At 63.5% G+C, this 16,412-nt stretch carries 15 protein-coding genes and 1 riboswitch; of the genes, 10 read left to right on the forward strand and 5 right to left on the reverse strand.

Annotated elements, in window-relative coordinates; genetic code table 11:
• Nucleotides 1–319: 319 nt before the first annotated feature.
• The 6 genes from BANT918_RS17330 to BANT918_RS04655 all read left to right on the forward strand — a co-directional run bounded on the left by BANT918_RS17330 (nt 320) and on the right by BANT918_RS04655 (nt 6,108).
• Nucleotides 320–475, forward strand: coding sequence for a hypothetical protein (locus BANT918_RS17330; RefSeq protein WP_009883438.1), 156 nt, complete (start codon nt 320–322; stop codon nt 473–475).
• A gap of 441 nt (nt 476–916) precedes the next feature.
• Nucleotides 917–1,882 (forward strand): inositol monophosphatase family protein, encoded by a 966-nt coding sequence (locus tag BANT918_RS04635; protein WP_096146948.1) that lies wholly within the window; start codon nt 917–919, stop codon nt 1,880–1,882.
• 160 nt (nt 1,883–2,042) lie between these two features.
• Nucleotides 2,043–3,035, forward strand: coding sequence for a siderophore ABC transporter substrate-binding protein (locus tag BANT918_RS04640; RefSeq protein WP_069599351.1), 993 nt, complete (start codon nt 2,043–2,045; stop codon nt 3,033–3,035).
• 30 nt (nt 3,036–3,065) lie between these two features.
• Nucleotides 3,066–4,136 (forward strand): ABC transporter permease, encoded by a 1,071-nt coding sequence (locus BANT918_RS04645; protein WP_233430353.1) that lies wholly within the window; start codon nt 3,066–3,068, stop codon nt 4,134–4,136.
• A gap of 8 nt (nt 4,137–4,144) precedes the next feature.
• Nucleotides 4,145–5,356 (forward strand): iron chelate uptake ABC transporter family permease subunit, encoded by a 1,212-nt coding sequence (locus tag BANT918_RS04650; protein WP_233430354.1) that lies wholly within the window; start codon nt 4,145–4,147, stop codon nt 5,354–5,356.
• Nucleotides 5,353–6,108: an ABC transporter ATP-binding protein gene (locus BANT918_RS04655; protein WP_096162449.1), complete on the forward strand. Its 756-nt coding sequence runs from the start codon at nt 5,353–5,355 to the stop codon at nt 6,106–6,108. Before BANT918_RS04650 ends, BANT918_RS04655 begins: the two co-directional genes overlap by 4 nt.
• Before the next feature lie 12 nt (nt 6,109–6,120).
• On the opposite strand, the gene BANT918_RS04660 is transcribed toward BANT918_RS04655, so the two are convergent.
• A complete protein-coding gene (locus BANT918_RS04660; protein WP_009883432.1) occupies nt 6,121–6,612 on the reverse strand; it encodes a hypothetical protein in 492 nt (163 codons plus the stop codon).
• 127 nt (nt 6,613–6,739) lie between these two features.
• Here BANT918_RS04660 and BANT918_RS04665 point away from each other — a divergent pair, with 127 nt between their 5' ends.
• Complete coding sequence (locus tag BANT918_RS04665; protein WP_233430355.1) at nt 6,740–8,689, forward strand: amidohydrolase; 1,950 nt, start codon at nt 6,740–6,742, stop codon at nt 8,687–8,689.
• Nucleotides 8,690–8,765: 76 nt separating this feature from the next.
• Nucleotides 8,766–10,079 carry an acyltransferase family protein gene (locus tag BANT918_RS04670; RefSeq protein WP_009883430.1) on the forward strand — a complete coding sequence of 438 codons (1,314 nt, stop codon included), beginning with the start codon at nt 8,766–8,768 and terminating at the stop codon, nt 10,077–10,079.
• An 85-nt stretch (nt 10,080–10,164) separates the two neighbouring features.
• On the opposite strand, the gene fabG is transcribed toward BANT918_RS04670, so the two are convergent.
• From fabG to BANT918_RS04685, 3 genes are all read right to left on the reverse strand, one after another.
• On the reverse strand, nt 10,165–10,962 hold the full coding sequence (gene fabG / locus BANT918_RS04675; RefSeq protein WP_101619146.1) for a 3-oxoacyl-ACP reductase FabG: 798 nt from the start codon (nt 10,960–10,962) through the stop codon (nt 10,165–10,167).
• Nucleotides 10,963–11,013: 51 nt separating this feature from the next.
• Nucleotides 11,014–12,177, reverse strand: coding sequence for an acyl-CoA dehydrogenase family protein (locus BANT918_RS04680; RefSeq protein WP_101619147.1), 1,164 nt, complete (start codon nt 12,175–12,177; stop codon nt 11,014–11,016).
• 73 nt (nt 12,178–12,250) lie between these two features.
• Nucleotides 12,251–13,480 carry a CaiB/BaiF CoA transferase family protein gene (locus BANT918_RS04685; protein WP_101619148.1) on the reverse strand — a complete coding sequence of 410 codons (1,230 nt, stop codon included), beginning with the start codon at nt 13,478–13,480 and terminating at the stop codon, nt 12,251–12,253.
• 139 nt (nt 13,481–13,619) lie between these two features.
• Between BANT918_RS04685 and BANT918_RS04690 the strand changes: the two genes are divergently transcribed.
• Nucleotides 13,620–14,519: a LysR substrate-binding domain-containing protein gene (locus BANT918_RS04690; RefSeq protein WP_009883426.1), complete on the forward strand. Its 900-nt coding sequence runs from the start codon at nt 13,620–13,622 to the stop codon at nt 14,517–14,519.
• On the opposite strand, the gene BANT918_RS04695 is transcribed toward BANT918_RS04690, so the two are convergent.
• On the reverse strand, nt 14,466–15,041 hold the full coding sequence (locus BANT918_RS04695; protein WP_029417090.1) for a DUF1990 family protein: 576 nt from the start codon (nt 15,039–15,041) through the stop codon (nt 14,466–14,468). The genes BANT918_RS04690 and BANT918_RS04695 overlap by 54 nt on opposite strands.
• Before the next feature lie 120 nt (nt 15,042–15,161).
• Here BANT918_RS04695 and BANT918_RS04700 point away from each other — a divergent pair, with 120 nt between their 5' ends.
• Entirely contained in the window at nt 15,162–15,962 is an 801-nt protein-coding gene (locus BANT918_RS04700; protein WP_069599355.1) for an SDR family oxidoreductase, read from the forward strand.
• A 304-nt stretch (nt 15,963–16,266) separates the two neighbouring features.
• A riboswitch (glycine riboswitch) is annotated at nt 16,267–16,388 on the forward strand.
• Nucleotides 16,389–16,412: the final 24 nt, after the last annotated feature.

The raw sequence follows: 16,412 nt of genomic DNA on the forward strand, positions 1-16,412 counted from the left end.
GCTCGGCGTGGGACAGTGCCGACTCCGGACAGAGCAGACCGACGTACAGAGGGCAGGAGGGAGCCGGGATGTTATTGAACTGTTATAAAACAGGACCGGGACAGTGCCTTCTCTTCTGTAATTCGGGAATTATTGGATTATTGTCATATGCATGGTATTTAATGGAACTACACCATTAGCTGGCATCGAGCCAGAGTCGTAAGCAAGGGAAGAAACCATGTCGCGTCGAGCCCGTGAATTAACAGTTGACCAGACAGCCTTAGTTGGTGCAGTCCGGAAGGTTTCTCGTCAACGAGCAAAAATCAACACCGATTACGTGATGGCGATTCTTCGTGCCCGTGAAGAGGGTGCGACCTTCGGTTCCATCGCCGAAGCGGCAGGCACCTCATCGCAGGCGGTGCAGGAGATCGTGCGTCGGCATGGGCAGGTCCAGCGCCCCGATGCCGCCAAGTCCGTTCCAGCTCCCGCAAAATAAGGCCAAAAGGGTGCCGTGGAGGCACCCGAGCGCTGCAGGTCGACCGAGGTGGGACAAGCGGCCCGCGCATCACAATGAGGTGATCAGCGCGGGCGCCCACCTCGGGCGTTGAGTCATGTGTGAAGTCATTCGTTTTATCACTATCTGATAACAAGACCTCTTTATTGTGGAAATCATGTGAAGAGCGTGCATGCGACATTAATGGAGCGATTGCACTCGGGTAATGAAGACTCGTTCTGAATGCGAACGAATGTGATCGAAAAGTTTGCTTTCGGATCATCGATTTCTGTTCCCTGCAACGAGGCGCAGTCGGTCGAATTCTCCGTGGCAGTCGACCCTGACAGAGCGCCTGAGCGGCTTAGATACAAGAAGTACACACTCGCATCTGTATTGCAGTGTTGTTACACGAGGCGGTTGGCGAGGGCCGACTAGAGTTGAACCATGAGCTCCGAGACAAACCTTCTGCCCAGTGATGTCAGTGAACTTCCCCTGATCCGGATCGCCTCGGATCTGGCCACGATGGCGTGGGAGCAGATGGTGGCCTGGCGCAGTTCCCTCGGTGCACAGCTTGACGCCTCCGTGGTGGACACGAAGACCTCACCCAATGACCTCGTGACTCTCGCAGATGCGCAGATCGAATCACTGGTCCGCGGCTACCTGACGAAGGTTCGACCCGCTGACATCATGGTCGGCGAAGAGGGCGCCCCAGCGCTGGACCCCACCGGCTTCTTCGACACCCAGCTTCTGAGCCGACTCAACTGCTTTGATCCCGGCAGCAATGATCTGCTCGATATGAGCGACCATGGTCAGCCCCTGGAATGGCACGTCGATCCCATCGACGGCACCGTCAACTATGTGCGCAACATCGAACACTATGCGTTCTCCGTCGGCGTCTGTGAGGCAGGCGAAGACCATGGCCGAGGACTGGGCGAGGAAGGATGGCTCATCGGACTCGTCGCATCCCCTGGGCTGAATGCCACGTGGCTCGGTGCGAAGGGTCAGGGCTCCTACCGCGTCGAGGGACAGCTGTCCGAGGCTCGAGGGTCGACGCTGGCCATCCCCGCTCGACGGCTGTACGGCACACCAGCCGGACTCTCCGGAAGACTGCTGGCAACCGGCTTCGCCTACACCGGGGACAATCGCGGTCCGCAGCTGGCGAAGCTGCTGACCCTCATGGACGGCTACGACGACATTCGTCGCTGCGGATCGGCGGCCATTGACCTGTGCATGCTCGCAGAAGGCAAGGTCAACAGCTATGCCGAACGAGGCCTGGGGATCTATGACTATGCCGGCGGCGGAGTCATTGCCGCCGAGGCCGGCGCTTCTGTGCACCGCGGTGGATCCGGTGGCCCCACGGCTGCCGCAGAATCCGAGCAGGAAGCGCGACGACTCATCGCCTCGATCTGACAGGCCCCTATCTGACAGGTCGATACGGCTGACTACTTCCGCCGTGAATGTGAGAAGAATAATGTTAGATTACTGTCACGTATTGTGTGAAGCTTAGGCTAAGCTAATTCACGGTTCGTATTCATCTGACATCAATGACATCTGCAGGAAGTAGATCACCATGGTTTCGTCTCGCCTCCGTCTCAGCGCCCTGGCCGGCGTGGTCGCACTCGCTCTAGCCGGATGTGGCCAAGCTGCCGCCGAGGACACCGGCGCCGACGCCGATTCGAGCAGCACCATCGACATCGAAGACAACAACGGAACGCAGACCGTGGTGAGTCCTCCCACCTCGGTGGTCGCCACGGACAACCGCACCTTCGAGACCCTGGACGCCTGGGACATCGAACTCAGCGCCGCCGCGGTCTCCCTGATGTCCGAGGACCTCAGCTACACGAAGGACGACTCGGTCCTCGACCTCGGCTCGCACCGCGAACCCGACCTGGAGAAGATCGTCGAGGCCAAGCCGGACCTCGTCATCAATGGCCAGCGATTCGCGCAATTCCACGACGACCTCGCGAAGCTAGCGCCCGAGGCCACGGTGCTCGAGCTCGATCCTCGCGACGGCGAGGACTTCGGATCGGAACTCAAGCGCCAGACGACCGTCCTGGGTGAAGTCTTCGGCAAACAGGACGAGGCGAAGAAGATCATCGACGACTACGACGCCTCGGTGAAACGAGCCAAGGCGGCCTATGACAGCAGTGACACGGCCATGGGCCTCATCACCTCGGCGGGTGACATCGGCTATTCCGCACCCTCGACCGGACGCACCGTCGGACCGGTCTTCGACGCCCTCGGTCTCAGTCCTGCCCTTGAAGTCGAGGCGAGCAGCGAAGATCACCAGGGAGATGACATCTCGGTCGAAGCCATCGCAGACTCCAAACCCGATCTCATGGTCGTCATGGATCGCGATGCCTCATTCGCACCCGAGGAGCGCGATGAAGGCTCGGCGCCCGCTGCCGAAGTCCTCGAGGACTCCGAAGCGCTCAAGGACGTTCCCGCGATCAAGGACGACAAGATCGTCTACTTCCCGCAGGACACCTACCTCAACGAAGGAATTCAGACCTACACCGAGTTCTACAACTCCTTCGCAGACAAGCTCGAAGAGCAGAAGTAGTGATTCCCAGCTGTAATTGAGATCGAGAGTATGACGAGTACACGCAACGGCCCCACCACTCACGGTGGCGACGTCGGCCCGACGGCGACGGATACCGGTGTCTCCACAGGAGGTGGTGCCACCTCGGCGAGGAAGGGCTCTGCCGAGGTGAAGAGCCCGCTGCTGAGCTGGAAGCTCGCGGCGGGCGTCGTCGGTGTCCTGCTGCTGCTCGTCCTCTCCCTGTTGACCGGCGTCTACGACATCTTCGGCGGTGACGGCGGAGCCGAGATGTTCCAGATCACCCGTGTGCCGCGCACCATTGCACTTGTCCTCTCCGGGGCGGCGATGGCGATGTGCGGTCTGGTCATGCAGCTGCTGACGCAGAACCGATTCGTCGAACCGACGACGACGGGCACCACCGAATGGGCCGGGCTGGGCCTCATGCTCACCGTCATCGTCTACCCGGACGCCTCCATCCTGGCCCGAATGATCGGGGCCATCATCGCCGCCTTCATCGGCACACTCGTCTTCTTCCTGTTCCTGCGCCGGGTCTCGCTGAAGTCATCGCTCATCGTGCCCATCATCGGCATCATGCTCGGTGCGGTGGTCGGGGCGATCTCGACCTTCGTTGCCGTCCAGACCGATATGCTCCAGAGCCTGGGCATCTGGTTCGCCGGCAGCTTCACCTCGATCCTGCGCGGACAGTACGAGATACTGTGGGTCGTCGTCATCGTCGTGATCGCGGTCTTCATCGCCGCCGACCGGTTCACCGTGGCCGGTCTGGGCAAAGAAGTCGCGACGAACGTCGGACTCAACTACAACCAGGTCATCCTCATCGGCACCATACTCGTGGCCATCGCCACGGGCGTCGTCACGGTGGTCGTCGGCAGTCTGCCGTTCCTCGGCCTCATCGTCCCCAACATCGTGTCGATGATCCGCGGCGATGACCTGCGCAGCAATCTGCCCTGGGTGTGCCTGCTGGGCATCGCCATCGCCACGATCTGCGACCTCATCGGCCGAGTCATCATTATGCCCTTCGAGCTGCCCGTCTCCGTCATCCTCGGGGTCGTCGGTGCCGCCGTGTTCGTCGGGCTTCTCCTGCGACAGCGGAAGCGGGGCTGAGGCGCACCATGAGCGCAGAGACGACAGAATCCACGACCTCCCCGACGACGAGTCGCTCGGAGCAGGGGAAGACAACCACGTTCTCGAACGCCCCGTCGAAGACGGCGACGCGTGGGACCACGCCGACGAAGCGACGGACCGCGTCGACGAAGCGACGGACCACGCCGACGACGAAGCGACGGACCGCGTCAGCGTTGGCGCCGACCGGAGAACAGCCTCGGCGATCTTCCGGCTCTTTGGGGACTGCCAAGGCCAGGTGGCGTTACTGGTCGATCATGATCGGCCTCATCATCGCCTCGGCGGCCATCGCTCTGGGCCTCCTGGCCTGGGATAATCCGATGCCGATCACCGACGACGGATTCTGGCTCATCGCGCAGCTGCGGATGAAGAACCTCGCCGTCATCGCGATCGTCGCCCTGTGCCAGGCGTTCGCGACCGTGGCGTTTCAGACGGTGACGAACAACCGGATCATCACGCCCTCGATCATGGGCTTCGAATCTCTGTACGTGGCCATCCAGACCGGGGCCATGTACTTCGTCGGGGTCACCGCGATCGTCGACCTCAAGGGGCTGGTGCCCTTCACCGTGCAGCTGCTGCTCATGGTCGGGCTCTCGTTGGCGCTCTACGGGTGGCTGCTCTCGGGCAGGTACGGGAACATTGCGATCATGCTGCTCATCGGCGTCGTCATCGGCGGCGGGCTCGGATCGATCGCGACGTTCATGCAGCGGACCCTGACACCGAGTGAATTCGACGTCCTCGCGGCCCGCCTCTTCGGCTCGGTCTCGAACTCGGACTCCAGCTATCTGCCGGTCTCGATTCCGCTGTGCTTGCTCGCCTGCGCTGCGATCTACTTGATGTCCTCGCGACTCAACGTCCTCGCTCTCGGCCGGGACACAACCAGCAACCTGGGGCTGAATCACAAGTTCGAAATGATGAAGGTCCTCTTCTTCGTCTCGATTCTCATGGCGGTGTCCGTGTCGATGATCGGGCCGATGATCTTCCTCGGCTTCCTGGTCGCAATGCTCGCCTACCAGTTCTCCGACACCTATGACCACAAATACGTGCTGCCGATGGCGGCCCTCCTCGGGTTCGTCGTCCTGGGCGGGGCGTACTTCGTCATGAAGAACCTGTTCTACGCAGAGGGCGTCGTGTCGATCATCATCGAGGTCATCGGCGGCGGCGCATTCCTCATCGTCATCATGAGAAAGGGACGCCTGTGATCACCCTGAACCAGGTCCGCAAGGCCTATGGCAACGACGTCGAGATCGGACCCGTCGACGTGGAGATCCCCGCCGGGGGAGTCACCGCGCTGGTCGGGCCCAACGGTGCCGGAAAGTCGACGCTGCTGACGATGATCGGGCGTCTGCTGGGTATCGACGACGGGGCGATCGAGGTCGCCGGATACGACGTGTCGTCCACAAAGTCGAAGGACCTGGCGAAGATCGTGTCCATCCTGCGCCAGGAGAACCACTTCATCACCCGGCTCACGATCCGCCAGCTCGTCGGATTCGGCCGCTTCCCCTATTCCAAGGGGCGTCTCACGACCGCCGATGAGGAGATCATCTCGCAGGCGATCGACTTCCTCGAACTGGCCGAACTCGAAGATCGGTTCATCGACGAACTCTCCGGTGGTCAGCGACAGCGTGCCTACGTGGCAATGGTCCTGGCCCAGGACACCGACTACGTGCTGCTGGACGAACCGCTGAACAACCTCGACATGAAGCACTCCGTGCAGATGATGGCTCACCTGCGTCGGGCCGCCACCGAAATGGGGCGGACCATCGTCATCGTCCTCCACGACATCAACTTCGCCGGTCACTACGCCGACCACATCTGTGCTGTGAAGACCGGCAGCGTGGTGGAGTTCGGAACGCCTGCGGAGATCATGACCGCCGAGGTGCTCTCCCGCGTATTCGACACCCCGGTCGAGGTCATCGACGGGCCCCGCGGCCGGCTGGCTGTTTACTACTGAAGCGCTGTCGACCTATGAGTGCGGGTTGTCGACGGCAGGCCGGACCCACACCCAGCGGCGAGCCGCCACGATGAGCATGGTGACGAGGCCGAGGATGAGGATCCCGTCGGCGGCGATGTAGAACAGGTGCAAGCTCGACCCGCCGTCGTCGACACCGGCGAGGACAGCATCCGTGCGGTTGTTGAGCAGGGGGCGGATGACGGTGACCTTGATGATGAGGACGGCGATCATGCCGCAGGCCAACCACCGGTACAACCGGCCCACATGGTCTTTGAGCACCGACCACAGCAGGATCACGGCGATGCCGATCTCCACCCAGTTCATGGCCGTGAAGACCAGTCGGCCGATGCCCAGGCCCAGCGGGATCGTGATGCCCGGGGCGGTGAACTTCAGCGGCGCCTCGATCAGCGAGATGCCGATGATGAGACCGAGCCAGATGGCGGGAAGTATGACGCGGGCACCAGCGGAGAGTCGGGTGTCCTGAGAGCTGAAAACATTGGCCATGCCCCGAATTCTACTCCCGGTAGAAAGTGTGCCGTGCGGAAGTGCGGCACCAGGGCCGGCGGGGCGGGGAAGAACTGCCGTGCACACCTGCCGGGAAGAGCGGTCCCTGCGCTCTAGACTGGTGCTCATGCGTCTGTTCTCCAACGCCGTCGTGCGAAGTTTTGACCCCGCCGCCCCTGACACCACCTCGGCGGTCGCACCCGACTCGATCCTCGTCAACGGCGAGAAGATCGTGGCCGTGGGAACCAGGGCTGAACTGCTCGACATCGCCGCCACAGAATCCTCGACGGCGGCAGCGCTCGCCTCGGCGGGTGGAATCGGTGCCACCACGGTGATTCCAGGCCTCGAGATCGAAGAGATCGACTGCGCCGGCCAGGTCATCCTGCCCGGCCTCGTCGACGCCCACATGCACTCCGTCCACTACGCGGACTCCCTGACCGACCTTGATCTTTCCAACGTCCGATCCCTCGCCGAGGCGGTCGAGGCCATCCGTGAACGCGCCAGTCAGATGCCCTTCGGTGAATGGGTGGTCGGGTCCGGGTGGGACCTCAATAAGTGGGATGACCCGCGATACCCCGATCGGCAACTGCTCGACCAGGCCGTGCCCGACCATCCCGTGGCGATGTGGTCGGTCGATCTGCACACGCTTTGGACGAACGCCCATGGGCTCGAGATCGCCGGCATCGATGACCTCACTGCAGATCCGTTCGGCGGGGAGTTCGTGCGCGACGACGAGGGATGGCTGACCGGACTGGTCCGCGAAGACGCCACCGACCTGGTGGCCCGCTACATTCCCGAACCCACGCGTGAGGAACAGGTCGAACGACTCGACCGCACCCAGAAGCTGTTCCTGTCCCAGGGACTGACCGGGATCCATGACTTCGACTCCATCGCCTCGACCCTGGGCTGGTATGACCTGCGCGAAGCCGACCAGCAGCACATTCGAGTCACGAAATACCTGCGCGGACCCGAGGTGCCCTGGGCGATCGAAACCGGATGGCACACCGGCGACGGCGATGACTGGCTGCACCGAGGCGGGCTGAAGCTCTTCTCCGACGGAGCCCTGGGCTCGCACACCAGCCACATGTCCTCACCGTTCCCCGACCCGAACGCACACGATGACGCACACGACAGCGAGCGGGACGTCGAAGCCGAGCAGGACGCCGAAGCAGTGGAGACGACGGACCGTGAGCGGGACGACGCATCCGGGGACCTCGGTGTCTCCGCAGAAGCATCCGAGCAGGAGTACTACACATACCCCGGATCACTGCCCGAAGAGGCACTGAGCACCGAGGCGGTCGACGCCAACTACGGGATCGCCCAGATGTCAGAGGACGACCTCTTCGACAACGCCAGGCTCGCCACCGAGGCCGGCATCTCGGTGGCCATCCACGCCATCGGCGACCAGGCCAACCACCACGTGCTCAACGTCTTCGAACGCCTCCGCGAAACCACGAAAGACGCCGAGGAGCGCTTCGAGCGACCCCTGCGTCACCGGGTCGAACACGCCCAGTTCATCCAACCGGACGATGTCGCCCGATTCGCCGAACTCGACGTCATCGCCTCCATGCAGCCACGCCACTGCATCTCTGATCTGCACCTGCTCCACCTCATCGACGAATCGGCCCAGCTCGCCGCCTACGCCTGGCCCGACCTGCTGAGCGCGGGAGCGCATGTGGCCTTCGGCTCCGACGGTCCGGTCGAACCAGCCAATCCCTTCGCCGCGATCTATGCGGCGATGACCAGGGCCAACATCTCCGGAGATACGACGACGAGCTTCCAACCTCGGCGGCGGCTCTCTGTCACGGAAGCCATTCGGCAGCACACCTTCGGCCCCGCGTACGCGGCAGGACTCGATGATCGCCGAGGTTATCTGGCACCGGGCATGGACGCTGACTTCATCGTCGTCGACACCGACCCCTGCACCGCCGAGGGTCTGACGGAGCTGACCACGCTCGACCACGACGGGCTGCTCGGCTATGAGTCCGAGGAAGCGCTCTTCGCCCACGCCGAGGCGATCCGTGACACCACGGTCGCACTGACCGTGGTCGGCGGCCAGGTGAAGTACCAGGCCTGACCTGCCGCGCACCCGCCGACCGTTGCGTTGCGACGGCCCACCCCTCATCTCGTCCTGCCGATAAGGATCCTTACGCATGCCTCGTTCGTTCATGGCTCAGGCACAGAAGATCGATGCCGCCACCCCCGCTTCCCGCAACCGCGAGGTCGACTTCCTCCGTGCTGCTGCGATCACCGTCGTCGTGCTGGGACACTGGACGATCATCGCGGTCAGCTCCACCGGAGGCATCGAACCGCATGGACTCCTCGATGAAGCCCGCTGGACTCACCCGCTGACATGGGTGTTCCAGGTGATGCCGATCTTCTTCCTCGTGGGCGGCTACTCCAACGCACTGTCCTGGCGTTCGGCCAGGAGGAATAACACCGGCTACGCCGAATGGCTGCGGGCTCGCCTGCGCCGTTTGGGACTGCCGCTGATCCCACTGCTGCTCGTCTGGCTGGTCACCTGCATCATCGCCCTGAGCGCCGGCGCCGAGCCGGCCGCGGTGCAGTTGGCTTCACAGATGGCGCTGGTGCCCACTTGGTTCCTGGCCGCCTACCTGCTCGTCGCCATCGTCGCCCCACCCTGCCTGATGCTGTGGGAGAAGTGGGGTTGGTGGTCGATCATCCTCGGCATCGCCGCGGCCGGAATCATCGACCTCATCAGCATCACCACTGGCAGCATCCTGGCCGGCTACCCCAACTATCTCCTCGTCTGGGCCAGCTTCCACCAGTTCGGCTACGCGTGGCTTGATGGCAGACTCTCGAGCCTGAAACGCTGCCTGCTGCTCTTCGCCATCGGTGCGATCGGGCTCGGACTCCTCGTCGGCTTCGGCCCCTACCCGGTCTCGATGATCACCGCCGGTACCGATGCGATCTCCAACTCGGCCCCGACCCGGGTGACCATGGCGTTCCTCGGAATGGCACAGGCAGGAATCGTGCTCATGCTGCAACGCCCGCTGGCGGCACTGCTGCGCAGCCCCGGACTGTGGATGCTCACCGTTCTGGTGAACCAGCGGATCATGACCTGGTTCCTGTGGCATCTCACCGCGCTGACGGCACTGGCCCAAGTGCTCCTGGCACTCGACGCCGAGGCACTTCTGCCCACCCCGCTGACCGGTGTGTGGTGGCTGACCCGTCCGCTGTGGTGCCTGGGGCTGCTCGCGATCACCGGCCTCCTCGTGGTGATCTTCGGCCGGTTCGAGACACCGCAGCCTGATGATCGCCCAGCACCGAAAATTTGGATGCCGATCCTCGCCGCCGCATCGATCTGTGCGGGACTGGCGATCATGGCAGACGTGGGAATGGTCGACGCCAACGGTGTGACCTGGATCTGGCCGCTGCTGCCGTTGGCGGGCATGCTCGTCTTCGGTGTGGTCAAACTCCCACGTACATTCTCCCGCCGAGGTTGACCCCACACAGCGAAGAGCCGACGTCCCCGCGGGGACGTCGGCTCACCTCGGCGCCGGTGATCTGCTGATCAGTGACGCGCGACGATCAGATGTGGCGACCGCCGGAGATCTCGGTGACGGTGCCGGTGAGGTAGCTGGAGAGGCCGGAGGCCAGGAACAGCACTACCGAGGCGACCTCTTCGGGCTCACCGGGACGGCCCAGGGGGATCTCGGCGAGCTTCGAGTCGATGGCGTGCTGGGGCATGGCCGCGGTCATCGCGGTGTTGATGAAACCGGGCTGGATCGCATTGATGCGGATGCCCTTGAATGCGACCTCCTTGGCCACGGCCTTCGTCATGCCGACGATGCCTGCCTTCGCCGCCGAGTAGTTCGACTGGCCGAGCATGCCGACCTTGCCGCTGATGGAGGAGACGTTGATGATGGCGCCGCCGCGGTCCTGTTCGCGCATGAGACCGGTGGCGACCTTGAGTCCGTTCCAGGTTCCGCGCAGGTGGACGGAGATGACGTCGTCGAACTCCTTCTCGGTCATCTTGCGGATCGTGGCGTCGCGGGTGATGCCGGCGTTGTTGACCCAGATGTCGGCGCCGCCGAAGGTCTGCGTTGCCGCCTCGGCGAGTTTCTCGGTGTTCTCCAGAGAGGCCACATTGCACACGACTCCGGCGGCAGACTCTGCGCCGCCGAGTTCGTCGACGGCCGCCTGCAGGCTCTCTTCATTCATGTCGCCGAGCACGACCTTCGCTCCGGAGTTCACGAGGGTGCGGGCCATGGCCAGGCCGAGTCCCTGGGCGCCGCCGGTGACGACGGCGACCTTGCCGGTGAGCAGGCCGGGGATCTCGGAGATGCCCTGGGTGGTGGAGGCGGTGGTGGCTGGTGCGTCGGTCATCAGGTCCTTCTTTCCTTGCATGAGGATGTGTCTTCTCAGCGTGTAGACGAGTTACAGGTTGAACTGTGGTTTGTGGGCGCCCTTGAGCAGCTGTCGGGCAACGACGACGCGCTGGACTTCCGAGGTGCCCTCATAGATGCGGAAGAGACGAGCGTGACGGTAGAAGCGCTCGACGGCGGACTCGCGCATGTAGCCTGTTCCGCCCTGGATCTGGACACCCTTATCGGCGATGCGACCCAGCGCCTCGGAGGCGAAGAGCTTGGCCGAGCTGGGGCCCAGCTTCCGGTCCTCTTCGCTGTCCCAGCGTTTCGCGGCAGCGAGGACCAGGGCCTTGGCGGCGGCGGTTTCGGTGTACATATCGGCGAGCATGGCCTGGACCAGCTGGAACCGGGCGATGGGCTCTCCGCCCTGTTTCGCCTCGGCGGCGTAGTTCACGGACTCATCGAGGATGCGGGTGGCCTGACCCACGCAGATCGCGGCGATGTGCAGGCGACCCTTGTTCAGGGAGGCCATCGCGGCGTAGAAGCCCTTCTCCTCCTCGCCGCCGATGAGGTTCGCGGCGGGGATGCGGACGTCGTCGAAGAAGATCTCCGAGGTCCACGCTCCGGCCTGTCCCATTTTGTTGTCATGTGTTCCGACAGTGACGCCGGCCGTCTTCGTCGGGACGAGGAAGACGGAGATGCCCTTCGAGCCCTTCGCATTCGGGTCGGTGCGGGCGAAGACCATGAGCACATCGGAGGACTCGGCGCTGGTGATGAAGCGCTTGCTGCCGTTGATGACGTAGTCGTCGCCCTCACGCACGGCGCGGGTGCGCATGCCCGAGGGGTCGGACCCGGCCTCAGATTCGGTGAGAGCGAATGAGGCCACGACCTCGCCGGAGGTCAGCTTCGGCAGCCACTGGCTCTTCTGCTCATCTGTGCCGTAGTTGACGAGCACCTGCCCGGCGATGCCGTTGTTCGTGCCGAAGACGGACCGGAAGGCCGGTGTGGTGTAGCCGAGCTCCATCGCCAGCTGCGCGTCCTGTTCGGCATTCATGCCCAGGCCGCCGTATTCCTCGGGCAGCGCCCAACCGAAGAGTCCCATCTCTGCGGATTCCTTGATGATCGTCTCCGGGATGGCGTCGTTGGCCTCGATGTCGAGTTCGATGGGCACGACCTTCTCGCGGACGAATTCGCGGACGATCGAGAGGACGTCGTCGAGTTCCGAGGTATCCATTCTTCGTTCTCCTTGTGGTTGAGGTGATGTCTGTGTGGTCGCCGAGGTGGCTGCCGGGTTTCGCCGAGGTGGTCTAGAGGCTGTCGAGCCAGGCTCGGACCCGATCGGAGTCGGCCCCTAGTTCTGGCGGGGCGAGGTCGTAGGAGACCTCGGACTTCGACAGGGTGATCGGATTGCGGATCGTGGGGATGACGCGCTCGCCGCCGCCGGTGTCGACGATGGGTTCGAGGCCGAGGTCCTTTGCGCGTTCGACTCCCTGGGCGATGGAGTTGATCGGTGCGCAGGGCAGGCCGACGGCAGTGAGTTTCTCGAACCACTTCTGAGCCGTGTGGGCTTGGAGGGCCTCGAGAAGTTCGGGTTCGAGCTGGTCGCGATTGGCGTTGCGGGTCTTGGCCTTGGCGAAGCGTTCGTCCTCGGCGAGGTCCGGCCGTCCCAATGCGGTGGCGAGCTTGGCGAACTGACCGTCATTGGCTGCAGCCACGATGAGTTCGCCGTCCTTGGTCGCCATCGGCTGGTAGGGGTAGAGACTCGGGTGGGCGTTGCCCATGCGGGTCGGCGTCACACCCGCCGCTGCGTAGGCGCCCGACTGGTTGGCTAGGCCGGACATCGCTGAGGACATGAGATTGGTCTGGACCAGCTGGCCCTCGCCGGTGAGGTTCTTGTGCTGGATCGCGGCCATGATGCCGATCGTCGTGTGCAGGCCGGTGATGACGTCGAAGATCGCGACACCGGCGCGGAAGGGCGAGCCATCCGGGTCGCCGGTGACGCTCATGAATCCGGACATCGCCTGGACGAGCAGGTCGTAGCCGGGCAGGGCATTGTGGGCGCCGAAACCGGTGACCGAGGCGTAGATGACCTCGGCATTGGTCTCTGACACCGAGTCGTAGTCGAGGCCGAACTTCTTCAGCCCACCGGGTTTGAAGTTCTCAACAATGATGTCGGCCCGGGCGGCGAGCCTCTGGGCCACGGCGAGGTCATCAGCGTCAGAGAAGTCGAGGACGATGTCGTATTTGTTGCGGTTGATCGACAGATAGTAGGTGGCATCGTCATCGCGGACCGGGGGTGCCCAGTGCCTCGTGTCGTCGCCACTCGGGCCCTCGACCTTGATGACGGTGGCGCCGAGGTCGGCGAGCATCATCGTCGAATACGGGCCAGCGAGGACTCGAGAGAAGTCGACGACGAGCTGACCGCTCAAGGGACCATTGCCGGTGCGGGGGAGGAAGCCGGCGATGGACTCGGCCCGATCGCCTGCGGTCTTGCCCTGATCCGTTGGTGCCTGGCTCGTGGCTGTCTCGCCATTCATCGATGAACGCTCCCGGTGATTCTGCTCGTCTCTGAGGTTTCTCAGAGTGTTTCACCCCACAATATAGCAATGTGAGCAATAATGAGAAGCAATTGTTATCGGAATTGATATTTAAGAGGACGGCGGAGGAGATCGGAACATGATGGATATTCAGCAGGTGCGTGCCTTTCTCGCCGTCGCCGAGGAACTGCACTTCGGTCGCGCCGCCGAGCGACTGGGAGTGCTCCAGCCCCCGCTGAGTCGCACGATCCGGGCGCTCGAGGACGAGCTCGGGGTCTCGCTGTTCCAGCGCACGACCCGGAATGTGAAACTCTCCCCGGAGGGCGAGGCGCTGATCGAACCTGCCCGGAAAATGCTCGAATACCAGAGCCTTGCCGTCGATTCCGTCCAGCGGGCGGCGTCGGGGGAGACCGGGCGCATCAGCTTCGGCTTCGCCAGATCCTCCTCGCGTGCTCTGGCTGCGGCACTGGTGGCAGCCTCGCGGAGGCGGAATCCGGGAATCGTCTTCAGCCTCGAGTCCAATGTCTTCGCCGAGGAGGGGCTGGCCCGACTCGTCGACGGAACCCTCGACCTCGCACTGGTCAGATGGGACAAACAGCCGCCGGGAGTGACGGGACGAACGGTCATGATCGAACGCCTGTGCGCAGCTCTGCCCGAAGACCATCGGCTGGCAGGGCGCTCCTCCCTGCGTGTCGACGAACTCGCCGACGAAGACTTCATCACACTGCCCGCCCATCCCAGTTCGACGCTGCGCGAGAACACGCTGCGATTGTGCCACGATGCCGGCTTCACGCCTCGCGTGGCGCAGGTGGCCCCGGACTCGCAGACGATTGGAGCCCTCGTCGCCGCAGGGTTGGGGATCTCAATCACCTTCGACTCGGTCTCGGCGAATACGCGTGAGGCCGGAACCGTGGCCGTGCCGCTCGACATCGAGCAGGAACCTTCGACGCTGTACCTGGCGCACCGAACCGACCATGGGAAGACGTCACTGGATGCGGTGCTGGCCCTCGCCGAGGATGTGCTGCCGACCGTGGAGTGAACTGGGCCCAGGCGAGGGGAGCCGCTGCAGCATCCGCTTCAGTCCGGTCGCATAGCGTGCGGCCATCATCTTCTGCGCCGCGACCGACAGTGGGGCAAAGGCCTTCAGCAGCGGATGCCCGGGAACCGATTCGGACGTGATGGTGACGCGCAGGCGGTCGTCCGAACTGACCGTCACAAGAAAGGTCTGTTCCCCGGACTCCAGGTGACCCGGCAGAGTGCGATAGACGAAGCCCGCCGCTCGTTGAAACTGCCGTTCCTCGTCAGTCACTTCGGTGTCGATGACCTCGACGACTTCGCACGGGCCGACCGGAACCGAAAGCTCGCGACCGCGCAGGCGCACCGCTCGACGCGGCCAGACCGGGTTGAGCCAGAGATCGACGATCTGACCGACATGCGCTCGCCGCACCGGACGCGCAATGACTCCGGCAGATTCCTGGAGCTTCCACGTCAGAATCGCCTCCCGCGCCAAGGGAAACAGCTCGGCAGATCCGAGATCGAGGGTGTGCTCCAAACGGTTCATCCGCGAACTCCTTCTGCTTTCCGTCGACTTCTCCTTGTGATCCTCGCCTGCTCCTGCCTACGATACAAATACCGCACTGAGCGAACGCTCGGTTTCCTTCACGAACGACGGAGTTCCCACATGACAGAGCACGCCACCACGGACGCCCAGGCTCACTTCGGCAAGCGCTTCGCCGGCCAGGTCGCACTGATCACCGGTGCCAGCCGCGGCATCGGCCTCGGCATCGCCCAGCGGCTGCAGGCCGAGGGTGCCACCGTCGTCCTCACCGCACGTAAGCCCGAGGCCCTCGCCGAGGCGGTCGCGCAGTTCCCCGAAGGCACCGCGCTGGCCGTCGCCGGGAAGTCGGACGATCCCGAGCACCGGGCAGAGGTCTATGACACGATCGCGGAGAAGTTCGGTCGCCTCGACGTGTTGGTCACCAACGTCGGCATCAACCCCGTCTACGGTCCGCTCATCGACCTCGACCTCGACGCGGCCCGCAAGATCCTCGACGTCAACGTCCTCGGCACGCTCGCCTGGGTCCAGGAAGCCGTCCACCACGAGAAGCTGAACTTCCGTGAGAACAAGGGACGCGTCGTGAGCATCTCCTCCGTCGCAGGGGAGCGGCCGAGCCCGGGTATCTCCTTCTACGGCATCTCGAAGGCGGCGGTCTCGCACCTGACTAAGTCGCTGGCCGTCGAGCTCGGCCCGGACATCAGGGTCAACGCCGTCGCCCCAGCCGTGGTGAAGACGGACTTTGCCACCGCGCTCTATGAAGGCAGGGAAGAAGAGGTCTCCTCTGCTTACCCGGTCAAGCGCCTCGGAACTCCCGAAGACATCGCCGCTGCCGTGGCCTACCTCGCGTCCTCCGACGCGGATTGGATCACCGCGCAGGTTCTCACCGCCGATGGGGGAGTCATCACCGCCGGAGGCAATGCCTGACCTGGTGCCCTGACCTGTTGCCAGGCAGCCAACGCGACGCGAGATTCTGGGGAAGCAGAACGTCGATTTTCGTCGGGCGGTCGTCCCCTTCGCGACAGTGAGGAACTTTCAGTGTGATTCCGGACCGCTTTTTCACACTGAAAGTTCCTCAATCCGTCTCGCCCCATGCCCCGCATACTCGTCGGTCACCGAGTCCCATCACGGTGTTTGTCCGCCGTGATCGCAGACACTAGACTTGGCCCCATAAGTTCATAGCCACACCGGCTATAGGAATATAGCCACACACAATTGAATACTGCCGTTAAGACATGACGTGGGAGAGCTGCTCAACTGTCGCAACCACCAGTTGCCCGAACAGTCCGAAGCAGCGCCGTAGGTGCAATTCCCTCCCCGGGAAACTCTCAGGCCCAGTACCACCGATTGCAGGCATATCTGAAGGACCGCCACCGC

The sequence above is a fragment of the Brevibacterium antiquum CNRZ 918 genome, assembly GCF_900169145.1.
GTDB classification, from domain to species: Bacteria; Actinomycetota; Actinomycetes; order Actinomycetales; family Brevibacteriaceae; genus Brevibacterium; species Brevibacterium koreense.

What these genes read in the sequence shown, in the direction of transcription:
- BANT918_RS17330 (WP_009883438.1), top strand. Translation starts at nt 320, where the DNA reads ATGGCGATTCTTCGTGCCCGTGAAGAGGGTGCGACCTTCGGTTCCATC.
- BANT918_RS04635 (WP_096146948.1), top strand. Translation starts at nt 917, where the DNA reads ATGAGCTCCGAGACAAACCTTCTGCCCAGTGATGTCAGTGAACTTCCC.
- BANT918_RS04640 (WP_069599351.1), top strand. Translation starts at nt 2,043, where the DNA reads ATGGTTTCGTCTCGCCTCCGTCTCAGCGCCCTGGCCGGCGTGGTCGCA.
- BANT918_RS04645 (WP_233430353.1), top strand. Translation starts at nt 3,066, where the DNA reads ATGACGAGTACACGCAACGGCCCCACCACTCACGGTGGCGACGTCGGC.
- BANT918_RS04650 (WP_233430354.1), top strand. Translation starts at nt 4,145, where the DNA reads ATGAGCGCAGAGACGACAGAATCCACGACCTCCCCGACGACGAGTCGC.
- BANT918_RS04660 (WP_009883432.1), bottom strand. Translation starts at nt 6,612, where the DNA reads ATGGCCAATGTTTTCAGCTCTCAGGACACCCGACTCTCCGCTGGTGCC.
- BANT918_RS04665 (WP_233430355.1), top strand. Translation starts at nt 6,740, where the DNA reads ATGCGTCTGTTCTCCAACGCCGTCGTGCGAAGTTTTGACCCCGCCGCC.
- BANT918_RS04670 (WP_009883430.1), top strand. Translation starts at nt 8,766, where the DNA reads ATGCCTCGTTCGTTCATGGCTCAGGCACAGAAGATCGATGCCGCCACC.
- fabG (WP_101619146.1), bottom strand. Translation starts at nt 10,962, where the DNA reads ATGACCGACGCACCAGCCACCACCGCCTCCACCACCCAGGGCATCTCC.
- BANT918_RS04680 (WP_101619147.1), bottom strand. Translation starts at nt 12,177, where the DNA reads ATGGATACCTCGGAACTCGACGACGTCCTCTCGATCGTCCGCGAATTC.
- BANT918_RS04685 (WP_101619148.1), bottom strand. Translation starts at nt 13,480, where the DNA reads ATGAATGGCGAGACAGCCACGAGCCAGGCACCAACGGATCAGGGCAAG.
- BANT918_RS04690 (WP_009883426.1), top strand. Translation starts at nt 13,620, where the DNA reads ATGATGGATATTCAGCAGGTGCGTGCCTTTCTCGCCGTCGCCGAGGAA.
- BANT918_RS04695 (WP_029417090.1), bottom strand. Translation starts at nt 15,041, where the DNA reads ATGAACCGTTTGGAGCACACCCTCGATCTCGGATCTGCCGAGCTGTTT.
- BANT918_RS04700 (WP_069599355.1), top strand. Translation starts at nt 15,162, where the DNA reads ATGACAGAGCACGCCACCACGGACGCCCAGGCTCACTTCGGCAAGCGC.